The sequence below is a fragment of the Streptomyces acidiscabies genome, from assembly GCF_020010905.1.
Classification (GTDB): domain Bacteria; phylum Actinomycetota; class Actinomycetes; order Streptomycetales; family Streptomycetaceae; genus Streptomyces; species Streptomyces acidiscabies.
In genome coordinates, this window is the sequence record NZ_JAGJBY010000002.1 from 1,865,553 (window position 1) to 1,879,392 (window position 13,840).

A 13,840-nucleotide genomic window follows, 5' to 3' on the forward strand; every position below is an offset into this window, starting at 1 on the left:
TCGCGGATGCCGGTCGCCCGTGTTTTCCGTACCCGGAGTGTGCGGACGATGTGCACAGCCGCCGGAGTGTTATGGCCGTGTTCAGTGAGGGTGAAACACTGGGCAAGCTTCTTGTGAAGGTCCGGGCAGACCGGGTGTCTTCTGTGTACGTCGGGCAGCAGCCTTCACTGTGGCCTGATTACATCGGGCAGCGACATGCGGCAGTAGTGATTCGGCGAGCGGTACGAGCGGTAGGGGTCGACCCGTGCGGGAGGGACAAGTGGAGTCTGGCGCAGCGACGCGTGGCACGAAGACGCGCGCGAAGGGCGGGCCGTCCCTGAACAGGACGCGCGCCTCACGTGAGGGAGGGACGACCGTGGTCGACACGGCCGCCCTGAACCGTCTTCTGGCCGCCTTGGTGTCCATGCGGGACGGGAACTTCCGCAAGCGGCTCACCGTGTCCGGCGACGGAGTGATGTCCGAGATCGCGGCCGTCTACAACGAGGTGGCCGACCGGAACCTGCATCTGACGGGTGAACTGGCGCGCGTACGGCGCATGGTGGGGCGCGAGGGCAAGCTCACCGAGCGGCTGGAGACCGGTGTCTGCGAGGGGTCGTGGGCGGCTGCCATCGACGCCTCGAACTCGCTGGTGGACGATCTGGCGCGGCCGGTGTCCGAGGTCAGCCGGGTGCTGTCGGCGGTCGCTGAGGGCGATCTGTCGCCGCGCATGGAGCTGCGCGCGCACACGCCCGAGGGGTCGGGGCATCCGCTGCGGGGGGAGTTCCTGAAGGTCGGGCGGGTCGTCAACAACCTGGTCGACCAGCTGTCGACGTTCACCGACGAGGTCACGCGCGTGGCCAGCGAGGTGGGCACCGAGGGGAAGCTCGGCGGGCAGGCGCAGGTTCGCGGTATGTCCGGTTCGTGGAAGGATCTGACCGAATCGGTCAACACGATGGCGGACCGTTTGACCGCTCAGGTGCGGGACATCGCCCTGGTGACGACGGCGGTCGCCAACGGTGATCTGTCGCGGAAGGTCACCGTCCATGTGGCCGGCGAGATGCTGGAGCTGAAGGAGACCGTCAACGCGATGGTCGACCGGCTGTCGGCGTTCTCCTCCGAGGTGACCCGGGTGGCCCGTGAGGTGGGCACCGAGGGCATCCTGGGCGGCCAGGCGCAGGTGCGCGGTGTGGACGGGGTGTGGAAAGAGCTCACCGACTCCGTGAACACGATGGCCGGGAACCTGACGGACCAGATGCGCGGGATCGCCGAGGTGACGACGGCGGTCGCCAACGGTGACCTCTCGCGCAAGGTGACCGTGCCCGCGCGCGGGGAGATCGCCCAGCTCGCGGACACGATCAACCAGATGACCGACACCCTGCGGACCTTCGCGGACGAGGTCACGCGCGTCGCCAACGAGACGGGTTCCGAGGGGCGCCTGGGCGGGCAGGCGAACGTACCCGGTGTGTCGGGGACCTGGAAGGACCTCACCGACTCGGTCAACACGGTGTTCCGCAACCTCACCACGCAGGTGCGGGACATCGCGCAGGTGACGACGGCGGTGGCCAGCGGCGATCTGTCGCAGAAGGTGACCGTCGACGTCGCGGGCGAGATGCTGGAGCTGAAGAACACCGTCAACGGGATGGTGGACCAGCTCTCCGCGTTCGGTGCCGAGGTCACGCGCGTGGCGCGCGAGGTCGGCGTCGAGGGTGAACTGGGCGGCCAGGCGCAGGTGATGGGGGCGGCCGGGACCTGGAAGGACCTCACGGACTCCGTCAACACGGCGTTCCGCAACCTCACCGGACAGGTGCGCAACATCGCGCAGGTGACGACGGCCGTGGCGGACGGCGATCTGTCGCAGAAGGTGACCGTCGACGTGGCCGGCGAGATGCTCCAGCTGAAGAACACCGTGAACCGGATGGTCGACCAGCTGTCGCTCTTCGCGGACCAGGTCACCAAGGTGGCGCGGGACGTGGGCACGGAGGGGCGGCTCGGCGGGCAGGCGCGCGTGGACGGGGTGTCGGGGACGTGGAAGGAACTGACCGATTCCGTCAACTTCATGGCGGGGAATCTGACCTCCCAGGTGCGTCAGATCGCTCAGGTGACGACAGCGGTGGCGCGCGGTGACCTGTCGCAGAAGATCGACGTGGACGCGCGCGGGGAGATCCTGGAGCTGAAGAACACCATCAACACGATGGTGGACCAGCTGTCGTCGTTCGCCGAGCAGGTGACCCGGGTGGCCCGCGAGGTGGGCACCGACGGGCGCCTGGGCGGGCAGGCGCAGGTGCCCGGGGTGGCCGGGGTGTGGCGGGACCTCACGGACTCCGTGAACGGCATGGCGGGCAACCTGACCGGGCAGGTCCGCAACATCGCGCAGGTCGCCACGGCGGTCGCGCGCGGTGACCTCTCCCAGAAGATCACCGTGGACGCGCGCGGGGAGATCCTGGAGCTCAAGAACACGCTGAACACGATGGTCGATCAGCTGTCGTCGTTCGCGGAGCAGGTGACCCGCGTCGCGCGCGAGGTGGGCACCGAGGGCATCCTCGGCGGGCAGGCGGAGGTGCAGGGCGTCTCCGGGACCTGGAAGGACCTCACGCAGTCCGTCAACTTCATGGCGAACAACCTGACCACCCAGCTCCGCAACATCGCCGAGGTCACCACCGCCGTCGCCAAGGGCGACCTGTCGAAGAAGATCACCGTCGACGCGAAGGGCGAGATCCTCGAACTGGTCACGACCGTCAACACGATGGTCGACCAGCTCTCCTCGTTCGCGGAGCAGGTCACGCGCGTCGCGCGCGAGGTGGGCACCGAAGGCATCCTGGGCGGGCAGGCGCACGTACCCGGGGTCACCGGCATCTGGAAGGACCTCAGCGGCAACGTCAACCTGATGGCCAAGAACCTCACCATGCAGGTGCGGAACATCTCGCAGGTCGCGGCGGCCGTCGCCAACGGCGACCTGACGCGGCAGGTGACGATCGAGGCGCGCGGCGAGGTCCAGCAGCTCGCGGACACGTTCAACACGATGGTGAAGACGCTCAGTTCGTTCGCCGAGCAGGTCACCAAGGTGGCCCGCGAGGTGGGTACGGACGGCATCCTGGGCGGCCAGGCGCACGTGCCCGGCGTGTCGGGGACCTGGAAGGACCTCACCGAGTCGGTGAACCAGATGGCGTCCAACCTGACCGGGCAGGTCCGCAACATCGCGATGGTGACGACGGCCATCGCGAAGGGCGACCTGACCAAGAAGATCGACATCGACGCGCGCGGCGAGATCCTCGAACTGAAGACGACGATCAACACGATGGTCGACCAGCTGTCCTCGTTCGCCGAGGAGGTCACGCGCGTCGCGCGCGAGGTGGGCACCGAGGGGCAGCTCGGCGGACAGGCGCGCGTGCGGGACGTCGACGGGACGTGGCGCGACCTCACCGAGTCCGTCAACGAGATGGCTGGGAACCTCACCCGGCAGGTGCGCGCGATGTCCCGGGTGGCGACCGCGGTGACCAGGGGCGACCTCAGCCTCAAGATCGACGTGGACGCCTCCGGGGAGATCCAGGAGCTCCAGGACTACATCAACAAGATGATCGCCAACCTGCGCGACACCACGATCGCCAACAAGGAGCAGGACTGGCTGAAGGGCAACCTCGCGCGCGTGTCGGCGCTGTTGCAGGGCCGCCGCGACCAGGAGGACGTGGCCTCGCTGATCATGAGCGAGCTGCCGCCGCTGGTCGCCGCCCAGCACGGCGCGTTCTTCCTCGGGCTGCCGGCCCCCGACACCGGTCCCGACCAGTACGAGCTGCGCATGCTCGGGTCGTACGGCTACTCGATGGGGTCCATGCCGACGTCGTTCCGGCCCGGTGAGGCGCTCGTCGGGACGGCCGCCCTGGAGAAGCGCACGATCCTCGTGTCCAACGCGCCCAGCGGCTACCTGAAGATCTCCTCCGGCCTCGGGGAGGCGCCGCCCGCGCAGGTGATCGTCCTGCCGGTGCTGTTCGAGGGCAAGGTCCTCGGGGTGATCGAGCTGGCGTCCTTCGGGGAGTTCACGCAGATCCAGAAGGACTTCCTCAACCAGATCGCCGAGATGATCGCGACGAGCGTCAACACGATCTCCGTCAACACCAAGACCGAGCGGCTGCTGAAGCAGTCGCAGGAGCTGACCGAACAGCTCCAGGAGCGCTCCGGCGAGCTGGAGCAGCGGCAGAAGGCGCTCCAGGCGTCCAACGCCGAACTGGGCGAGAAGGCCGAGCTGCTGGCCCGGCAGAACCGGGACATCGAGGTCAAGAACACCGAGATCGAGGAGGCGCGGCAGGTCCTGGAGGAGCGCGCCGAGCAACTCGCCGTGTCCATGCGGTACAAGAGCGAGTTCCTCGCGAACATGTCGCACGAGCTGCGCACGCCGCTCAACTCGCTGCTCATCCTCGCCAAGCTGCTCGCCGACAACGCCGAGGGCAACCTCTCCCCGAAGCAGGTCGAGTTCGCCGAGACCATCCACGGCGCCGGGTCCGACCTGCTCCAGCTGATCAACGACATCCTGGACCTGTCGAAGGTCGAGGCGGGCAAGATGGACGTCTCCCCGACGCGCATCGCCCTCGTACAGCTCGTGGACTACGTGGAGGCCACCTTCCGGCCGCTGACCGCCGAGAAGGGCCTCGACCTGTCCGTACGGGTCTCCCCGGAGCTGCCCGCCACCCTCCACACCGACGAGCAGCGCCTCCTTCAGGTGCTGCGCAACCTGCTGTCCAACGCGGTCAAGTTCACCGACTCCGGCTCGGTGGAGCTGGTGATCCGGCCCGCGAGCGCGGACGTCCCCGTCGTGATCCGGCAGCAGTTGCTGGAGACCGGTTCGCTCACCGACGCGGACGCCCCGCTGATCGCGTTCTCCGTCACCGACACCGGCATCGGGATCGCGGCCGGCAAGATGCGGGTGATCTTCGAGGCGTTCAAACAGGCCGACGGCACGACGAGCCGCAAGTACGGCGGTACGGGGCTGGGGCTGTCGATCTCGCGGGAGATCGCGCAGCTGCTCGGCGGTGAGATCTACGCCCAGAGCGAGCCGGGCCGGGGGTCCACGTTCACGCTGTACCTGCCGGTGCGGCCCAGCGAGCTGCCGCCGCAGGGCTACCAGCAGATCGTCCCGGCGCTGGAGGCGGGCGACCTGGTGGCCTCCGAGAACGGGCACGCCGCGCTGACCGCGTCCGGCGAACCGGAGATCGAGACGCCGGCCGAGGTGAAGTCGTACCACGAGACGCAGAACGGCGCCGCGGCGCTCTTCCGGCGCCGTCGGCGGGCCGCGGGGGGTGAGGAGAACGGGGCATCGGCGTCCCGCGCGCGCGTGAACATCCTCTTCGGCGGCGACAAGGTGCTCATCGTCGACGACGACATCCGCAACGTCTTCGCGCTCACCAGCGTCCTGGAGCAGCACGGGCTGACCGTCCTGTACGCCGAGAACGGGCGCGAGGGCATCGAGGTCCTGGAGCAGCACGACGACGTCGCCGTCGTCCTGATGGACATCATGATGCCGGAGATGGACGGGTACGCGACGACCTCCGCGATCCGCAGGATGCCGCAGTTCGCCGGGCTGCCGATCATCGCGCTCACCGCGAAGGCGATGAAGGGCGACCGGGAGAAGGCCATCGAGTCCGGTGCGTCCGACTATGTGACCAAGCCGGTGGACCCGGACCATCTGCTGTCGGTGATGGAGCAGTGGATGCGGGAGGGGTGACGGAAAGGGTGTGGAGGTGCCGTGACGCGCTGACTCAGGGTGGCCGGCGCTGGGCAGCGGGACGGTGTTCGGGGAACCTTCTGGTCCCCCGCCACGTTCCTGCTACGTGCACTGTGACATCGCGGTGACAGGGTGTGGCGACGGTCGGGGTGCGGCTACCATGACCGGCACAAGGAAGGGCGGCGCACAGGATGTCGTCCCCAGGGGCGGCGCCCGGTGCACTGCCGGGGCGAGGAGGGCGGGCCATGGTGCAGAAGGCCAAGATCCTCCTGGTCGATGACCGGCCGGAGAATCTGCTGGCGCTGGAGGCGATCCTCTCGGCGCTGGATCAGACACTGGTGCGGGCATCGTCCGGGGAAGAGGCGCTCAAAGCACTGCTGACGGACGACTTCGCGGTCATTCTGCTGGACGTCCAGATGCCGGGAATGGATGGATTCGAGACGGCCGCGCACATCAAGCGTCGGGAGCGGACCAGGGACATTCCGATCATCTTCCTCACCGCGATCAATCACGGGCCGCACCACACGTTCCGGGGGTACGCGGCGGGGGCGGTGGACTACATCTCCAAGCCGTTCGACCCGTGGGTGCTGCGGGCGAAGGTGTCCGTGTTCGTCGAGCTGTACATGAAGAACTGTCAGCTCCGGGAGCAGGCGGCCCTGTTGCGGCTCCAGCTCGACGGGAACGGGCGGCCGGGTGTCGACGGGGGCAAAGAAGCCCCGGGGCTGCTCGCGGAGTTGTCCGCGCGGCTCGCGGCGGTCGAGGAGCAGGCTGAGGCGTTGTCGAAACAGCTCGACGACGACTCCGCGGACGCGGCTGCGGTGGCTACCGCGGCGCATCTCGAGCGGAAGCTGACGGGGTTGCGGCGGGCGCTGGACGCGCTGGAGCCGGGGACCGGCGGCGGTGCGCCCACGGTGCCTTCTCAGGGCTGAGGGGCTGGGGTTCGGGGTGGGTGCGGGTTGCGGCTGCGCCCACCCGTGCCGCCCCTGGCGGTAACTGCCTTGCGGGAAAGCGGTTCCGTCGTGGCGTCAGTTCGGGGTTTTGTCGTGGGCGACACGAACGGGTGAAGCCGTAGGCACACGTGTCCTGTGTTGCTCGCGCCGGTACTCTCACCACCATGGCCTCACGTCCCTCCGCAGCCAAGAAGCAGCCCGCGAAGAAGGCCGCGGCTCCCGCGAAGGCTCCGGCGAAGAAGGCCGTAGCGAAGAAAGCCCCGGCGAAGAAGGCGCCCGCCCGCAAGGCCGCGGCGAAGAAGGCCGCGCCCCCGAAGCCGGCGCCCAGTCCCACCGGCGGTGTCTACCGCCTCGTACGCGCCCTGTGGCTGGGGCTGGCGCATGCCGTGGGCGCGGTGTTCCGGGGGATAGGGAACGGCGCGAAGAACCTCGACCCGGCGCACCGCAAGGACGGCGTCGCGCTGCTGCTGTTCGGGTTCGCGCTGATCGTCGCGGCGGGGACCTGGGCCGACCTCAGGGGCCCGGTCGGGGACCTCGTCGAGATCCTGGTGACCGGAGCCTTCGGCCGGCTCGACCTCCTCGTACCGATCCTGCTCGCGGTGATCGCCGTACGGTTCGTGCGGCATCCGGAGAAGCCCGAGGCCAACGGTCGTATCGTCATCGGGCTTTCCGCGCTGCTGATCGGCGTGCTCGGGCAGGTGCACATCGCGTGCGGGTCGCCCGCGCGCAGTGACGGCATGCAGGCCATAAGGGACGCCGGCGGGCTCGTCGGGTGGGCGGCGGCGACTCCGCTGACCTTCGCGATGACGGACGTCCTCGCCGTACCCCTCCTCGTGCTGCTGACGGTCTTCGGGCTGCTCGTCGTCACGGCGACCCCGGTCAACGCGATCCCGCAGCGGCTGCGGCTGCTCGGCGTCAAGCTGGGTGTGCTGCACGACCCGGAAGAAGACGACGAGTACGCCGACGACGACGAGCGGTACGACGACCAGTGGCGCGAGGCGCTGCCCGGGCGTCCGCGCCGGCGGACGGCCGGGGGCGAGGCGTACGACCCCGAGGACGCGGAGGAAGCGGCCCTCTCGCGGCGTCGCACGCGGCCGAGGCGTCCCGGGGTGCCCCAGCCCTCGGGAGACCGGCAGATGGACGCCGTGGACATCGCGGCGGCAGCGGCGGCGGACCTCGACGGCGCCGTCCTGCACGGCATGCCGCCCTCGCCGCTGGTCGCCGACCTCACGCAGGGCGTCAGCGTCGGGGACCGCGAGCCGACCCGGCCCACGCCTGTGCCTGCGGCGCGGCCGAAGCAGGAGAAGCTCAGGCCGGGGATAGTGCCGGACCTGACCAAGGCGCCGCCGGAGGAGATGCGCGACCTGCCCCCGCGCGCGGAACAGCTCCAGCTCGCCGGGGACATCACGTACGCGCTGCCCTCCCTGGACCTCCTGGAGCGCGGCGGCCCCGGCAAGGCCCGCAGCGAGGCCAACGACGCCGTCGTCGCGTCCCTGACGAACGTCTTCACCGAGTTCAAGGTCGACGCCGCCGTCACCGGCTTCACGCGCGGGCCGACGGTCACCCGCTACGAGGTCGAGCTGGGCCCGGCCGTCAAGGTCGAGCGGATCACCGCGCTGACCAAGAACATCGCGTACGCCGTCGCCAGTCCCGACGTACGGATCATCAGCCCGATCCCCGGGAAGTCGGCCGTCGGGATCGAGATCCCCAACACCGACCGGGAGATGGTCAACGTCGGGGACGTGCTGCGGCTCGCGGACGCCGCCGAGGACGACCATCCGATGCTCGTGGCGCTCGGCAAGGACGTCGAGGGCGGGTACGTCATGGCGAACATGGCGAAGATGCCGCACATCCTCGTCGCCGGGGCCACCGGGTCCGGCAAGTCCTCGTGCATCAACTGTCTGATCACGTCGATCATGTGCCGGGCGACCCCCGAGGACGTCCGGATGGTGCTCGTCGACCCCAAGCGCGTCGAGCTGACCGCGTACGAGGGCATCCCGCACCTGATCACGCCGATCATCACCAACCCGAAGCGCGCCGCCGAGGCCCTTCAGTGGGTCGTACGGGAGATGGACCTGCGCTACGACGACCTCGCGGCGTTCGGGTACCGGCACATCGACGACTTCAACCAGGCCATCCGCGACGGCAAGCTCAAGACGCCCGAGGGCAGTGAGCGGGAGCTGAAGCCGTACCCGTACCTGCTGGTGATCGTCGACGAGCTGGCCGACCTGATGATGGTCGCCCCCCGGGACGTCGAGGACTCGATCGTGCGCATCACGCAGCTCGCGCGCGCGGCGGGTATCCACCTGGTGCTCGCGACGCAGCGGCCGTCCGTCGACGTCGTCACCGGTCTGATCAAAGCCAACGTGCCCTCCCGGCTCGCGTTCGCCACCTCCTCGCTCGCCGACTCGCGGGTCATCCTCGACCAGCCCGGCGCGGAGAAGCTGATCGGCAAGGGCGACGGGCTGTTCCTGCCGATGGGCGCGAACAAGCCGGTCCGTATGCAGGGGGCGTTCGTCACCGAGGCCGAGGTCGCGGCCGTCGTGCAGCACTGCAAGGACCAGATGGCGCCGGTCTTCCGGGACGACGTCACCACCGGGACCAAGCAGAAGAAGGAGATCGACGAGGAGATCGGCGACGACCTCGACCTGCTGTGCCAGGCCGCCGAGCTGGTCGTGTCCACGCAGTTCGGGTCCACCTCGATGCTCCAGCGCAAGCTGCGGGTGGGGTTCGCGAAGGCGGGGCGGCTGATGGACCTCATGGAGTCGCGGGGGATCGTGGGGCCCAGCGAGGGGTCCAAGGCGCGGGACGTGATGGTGAAGCCGGAGGAGCTGGACGGGGTGCTGGACGTCATCAGGGGCGGGGGCTGACGGAGGGGCCGGCGCGGGGGTCCGTGGACGGCGATCTTCGTGACTCACCCGTTAGAGATCGTCGGGCAACCGTTTCCCTTTGTCGTACGTCAAGTTGAGCGAAGGACAGATAAGGGCCCCATGCTGGGCCCTCGCTGTCCCGCTGTCGGCGTGTCCGGTCGTATCGATGCCATACCGATGGCGTACAAAGTCCGACCGCCCGGTTGCCCCACCCTTTTGTACCCCCCCTAGACTGAATCTCCAGCACAGGCGGCTACACGCTCGAAAGGCGCCCCCGTGTCCATCGGCAACTCCCCTGAAGACGAGCGTCCGTTCGCAGACGTTTCCTCCGAGGAAGCCCCCTCCATCGGCCATGTGCTCCGGCAGGCGCGGATCGCCGCCGGTATGACCGTCGACGACGTCAGTACCGCCACCCGGATCCGCATCGCCATCGTCCACGCGATCGAGGCGGACGACTTCACGCCCTGCGGCGGTGACGTCTACGCGCGCGGGCACATCCGTACGGTGGCCCGCGCCGTCCACATCGATCCCGCGCCGCTGATCGCCCGTTTCGACGCCTCGCACGGAGGGCGTCCCGCGCCGACGCCGGCCGCTCCGCTCTTCGAGGCGGAACGTATCCGCCCGGAGCGCAGGGGGCCGAACTGGACGGCGGCGATGGTCGCCGCGATCGTCGCCGTGATCGGTTTTGTCGGTTTCACCGCCTTCAAGGGGGGCGGCGAAGGCGACGGAAAGGATCAGATCGCCGGCGGCGTGACGCCCACGCCGTCCGCCTCCAAGGCGCAGGTCACGCCCAAGAACGAGAAGCCGAGGACCGACCTCCCGCCGACCCCGACCGACGACGCCATCGCCGCCGCCCCGCTGGACAAGGTGACCGTCCGCGTCAGCGCCGCGCACGGGCGCAGCTGGATCTCCGCCAAGGACCACAACGGACGGCTGCTCTTCGACGACCTGCTCAAGAAGGGCCAGTCGAAGACCTTCCAGGACGCCAGCAAGATCAACCTCGTCCTCGGTGACGCCGGGGCGATCGACCTCTGGGTGAACGGCAAGAAACTCGACAACGACTTCAAGCCGGGCGCGGTCGAGCGGCTGACCTACACGAAGGGCGATCCGCAGGCCGGGTAAGAGGCCGTGATCTTGGTCAACCCCGTCGGCGTCCGTTGTCGGTGGGACAAAGTAGTCTTGAGCCCATGCCTGAACGCCGTACCGTCGCACTCGTCACCCTTGGCTGCGCCCGTAACGAGGTGGACTCGGAGGAGCTCGCAGGCCGTTTGGAGGCGGACGGCTGGCAGCTCGTGGAGTCCGCCGAGGAAGCGGACGTCGCCGTGGTCAACACCTGCGGATTCGTCGAAGCCGCCAAGAAGGACTCCGTGGACGCCCTCCTGGAGGCCAACGACCTGAAGGGGCACGGCAGAACGCAGGCCGTCGTGGCGGTGGGCTGCATGGCCGAGCGGTACGGCAAGGAGCTCGCCGAGGCGCTGCCCGAGGCCGACGGCGTGCTCGGCTTCGACGACTACGCGGACATCTCCGACCGCCTCCAGACCATCCTCAACGGCGGCATCCACGCCTCGCACACCCCGCGCGACCGGCGCAAGCTGCTGCCGATCAGCCCTTCGCAGCGGCAGGAGTCGGCCGCCGGGGTCGCCCTGCCGGGGCACGCCCCGGTGGACCTCCCCGAGGGCCTCGCGCCCGCCTCAGGACCGCGCGCGCCGCTGCGCCGCCGGCTCGACGGCTCCCCGGTGGCCTCCGTCAAGCTCGCGTCCGGCTGCGACCGGCGCTGCTCCTTCTGCGCCATCCCGTCCTTCCGCGGCTCCTTCATCTCGCGCCGCCCCTCCGACGTCCTCAACGAGACGCGGTGGCTGGCCGAGCAGGGCGTCAAGGAGGTCATGCTGGTCTCCGAGAACAACACGTCGTACGGCAAGGACCTCGGCGACATCCGGCTCCTGGAGTCGCTGCTGCCGGAGCTGGCCGAGGTCGAGGGCCTGGAGCGGGTGCGGGTCAGCTACCTCCAGCCCGCCGAGATGCGGCCCGGCCTCATCGACGTCCTCACCTCGACGCCCAAGGTCGTGCCGTACTTCGACCTCTCCTTCCAGCACTCCGCGCCGGACGTGCTGCGCGCGATGCGGCGCTTCGGCGACACCGACCGGTTCCTCGAACTGCTCGACACCATCCGGAGCAAGGCGCCCCAGGCGGGCGTGCGCTCCAACTTCATCGTCGGCTTCCCCGGCGAGTCCGAGCACGACCTCGCCGAGCTGGAGCGGTTCCTGACCGGCGCGCGGCTCGATGCCATCGGCGTCTTCGGGTACTCCGACGAGGACGGCACCGAGGCAGCGACGTACGACAACAAGCTCCCCGAGGATCTCGTCGCCGAGCGCCTCGCGCGCGTGTCCCGGCTCGCCGAGGAACTCGTCTCCCAGCGCGCGGAGGAGCGCGTCGGCGAGAGCGTCCAGGTCCTTGTGGAGTCCGTCGACGAGGTGGAGGGTGTCTACGGCCGTGCGGCGCACCAGGCGCCCGAGACCGACGGCCAGGTGCTCCTCACGAGCGGCGAGGGCCTGGAGGTCGGCCGTATGGTCGAGGCGAAGGTGGTCGGCACGGAAGGCGTCGACCTCGTGGCCGAACCGTTGGAGCGCTCGAACGGGTGGAGTGAGGAGACAGGCAGATGACGGGTGTTCCGGCGTCGGCCGCGGGCGGCTCCGCACGGGGCGCGGGCAGGGTCTCGCGGGGCTCCGGGGGAGCGGGTGCGGCTGCCGGGGGGCCGGGATTCTCGCCGGTGTCTCCGACGGCTGGTGAGGCCGGGGGGGCGCGGGTTTCTTCGGGGACCGGTGCGGCCGGGGTTTCCGGGATCGGTGCGGCCGGGATTTCCGGCGAGGTGCCGGTGTCCTCGGTCGGGGTCGCCGGAGGGGCACAGATGTCTTCGGCAGGGGGTGCCGGCGGGACGCCGGTGTCTTCGGCGGCGGGTGGCAGTGGGACGCCGGTGTCTTCCGGTGGTGCCGGGGCCGGTGGTGCCGGTGCGGCCGGGGGAGCGGGATCGGGGAGTGACGGCGGTGTCGTGGGCGGTGGGTCGGCGGAGGGTGCGCGGCCTCCGCGTGGGGCGAAGGTTGTCGCTGCCGCCGTCAACCAGGCGAGTGTCTGGAACATCGCCAATCTGCTGACGATGCTGCGGCTGATCCTCGTACCCGGGTTCGTCGCGCTGATGCTGGCCGACGGTGGGTACGACCCGGCGTGGCGCTCGTTCGCCTGGGCCGCCTTCGCCGTTGCCATGATCACCGACCTGTTCGACGGGCACCTCGCGCGCACGTACGACCTCGTGACCGACTTCGGGAAGATCGCGGACCCCATCGCGGACAAGGCGATCATGGGGGCGGCGCTGATCTGTCTGTCCGCCCTCGGTGATCTGCCGTGGTGGGTGACGATCGTGATCCTGGGCCGGGAACTCGGTGTGACGCTCCTTCGTTTCTGGGTCATCCGGTACGGAGTGATCCCCGCGAGCCGCGGGGGGAAGCTGAAGACCCTCACCCAGGGCGTGGCCGTCGGCATGTACGTCCTGGCGCTGACGGGGTGGCTGGCCACCCTGAGGTTCTGGGTGATGGCTGTGGCGGTCGTCCTGACCGTCGTGACGGGGCTGGACTACGTAAGACAGGCCATTGTGCTGCGGCGTGAGGGAATCGCCGCCCGCAAGGCCGCGTTGGAGGAGACGGAAGCGTGAGTTCCACGGCCACCGACGTGGTGCGACTACTGACGGTGAGGGGCGAGGTGCTGGCCGTCGCCGAGTCGCTGACCGGTGGCCTGGTGGCGGCGGAGATCACCTCGGTCCCCGGGGCGTCCAAGGCGTTCCGGGGCTCGGTCACGGCGTACGCGACCGAGCTGAAGCGCGAGGTGCTGGGTGTCGACGCGGAGCTGTTGGCCGCGCGCGGAGCGGTGGATGCGCAGGTCGCGGCCCAGATGGCGACCGGCGTCCGCAAGGCGCTCGGCGCCGACTGGGGCATCGCGACGACCGGCGTCGCCGGCCCCGACCCGCAGGACGGCCGGCCCGTGGGCACCGTCTTCGTCGCGGTGGACGGGCCGTTCGGCCCTGGTGCAGGTTCCGCCTCTGGCGGAAAAGTGAAGGCCCTGCGGTTGAACGGCGGCCGTGAGGAAATTCGTAGAGAGAGTGTACGGAGCGTACTCGCACTGCTCCTTCAGGAGCTTGCGGGCGAACAGACCGGGAATGAGCGGGCACAGGATACGGAACAGAACGGGGGGTTTTGATGTTTGCAGCCCTGAGTGAACACGACATCGCTCCCCGCACGGCCGCAGCGCTAGGCGGTACGGTGGGGCGAGAAGGATGCGGC

General features: G+C 69.5%; 7 protein-coding genes. All 7 read left to right on the forward strand.

Going from position 1 to position 13,840, the window contains the following annotated elements; translation table 11 throughout:
• Positions 1 to 259: 259 nt before the first annotated feature.
• The 7 genes from J8M50_RS35290 (at position 260) to J8M50_RS35320 (ending at position 13,757) form a co-directional block, all read left to right on the forward strand.
• Positions 260 to 5,692: a HAMP domain-containing hybrid sensor histidine kinase/response regulator gene (locus J8M50_RS35290; RefSeq protein WP_079076463.1), complete on the forward strand. Its 5,433-nt coding sequence runs from the start codon at positions 260 to 262 to the stop codon at positions 5,690 to 5,692.
• A gap of 245 nt (positions 5,693 to 5,937) precedes the next feature.
• The gene (locus tag J8M50_RS35295) at positions 5,938 to 6,621 is read left to right on the forward strand and encodes a response regulator (protein WP_010360610.1); all 684 of its coding nucleotides are present in this window, start codon (positions 5,938 to 5,940) and stop codon (positions 6,619 to 6,621) included.
• Between the two features lie 185 nt (positions 6,622 to 6,806).
• Positions 6,807 to 9,512, forward strand: a complete 2,706-nt coding sequence (locus tag J8M50_RS35300) for a DNA translocase FtsK (RefSeq protein WP_010360611.1) — start codon at positions 6,807 to 6,809, stop codon at positions 9,510 to 9,512.
• 276 nt (positions 9,513 to 9,788) lie between these two features.
• A complete protein-coding gene (locus J8M50_RS35305; protein ID WP_010360612.1) occupies positions 9,789 to 10,634 on the forward strand; it encodes a helix-turn-helix domain-containing protein in 846 nt (281 codons plus the stop codon).
• A 65-nt stretch (positions 10,635 to 10,699) separates the two neighbouring features.
• A complete protein-coding gene (rimO, locus tag J8M50_RS35310) occupies positions 10,700 to 12,172 on the forward strand; it encodes a 30S ribosomal protein S12 methylthiotransferase RimO (protein WP_010360613.1) in 1,473 nt (490 codons plus the stop codon).
• 245 nt (positions 12,173 to 12,417) lie between these two features.
• Positions 12,418 to 13,215 carry a CDP-diacylglycerol--glycerol-3-phosphate 3-phosphatidyltransferase gene (gene pgsA / locus J8M50_RS35315; RefSeq protein WP_075692759.1) on the forward strand — a complete coding sequence of 266 codons (798 nt, stop codon included), beginning with the start codon at positions 12,418 to 12,420 and terminating at the stop codon, positions 13,213 to 13,215.
• On the forward strand, positions 13,212 to 13,757 hold the full coding sequence (locus J8M50_RS35320) for a CinA family protein (RefSeq protein ID WP_010360616.1): 546 nt from the start codon (positions 13,212 to 13,214) through the stop codon (positions 13,755 to 13,757). The genes pgsA and J8M50_RS35320 overlap by 4 nt, the downstream gene beginning before the upstream one ends.
• The last annotated feature ends 83 nt before the right edge of the window (positions 13,758 to 13,840 follow it).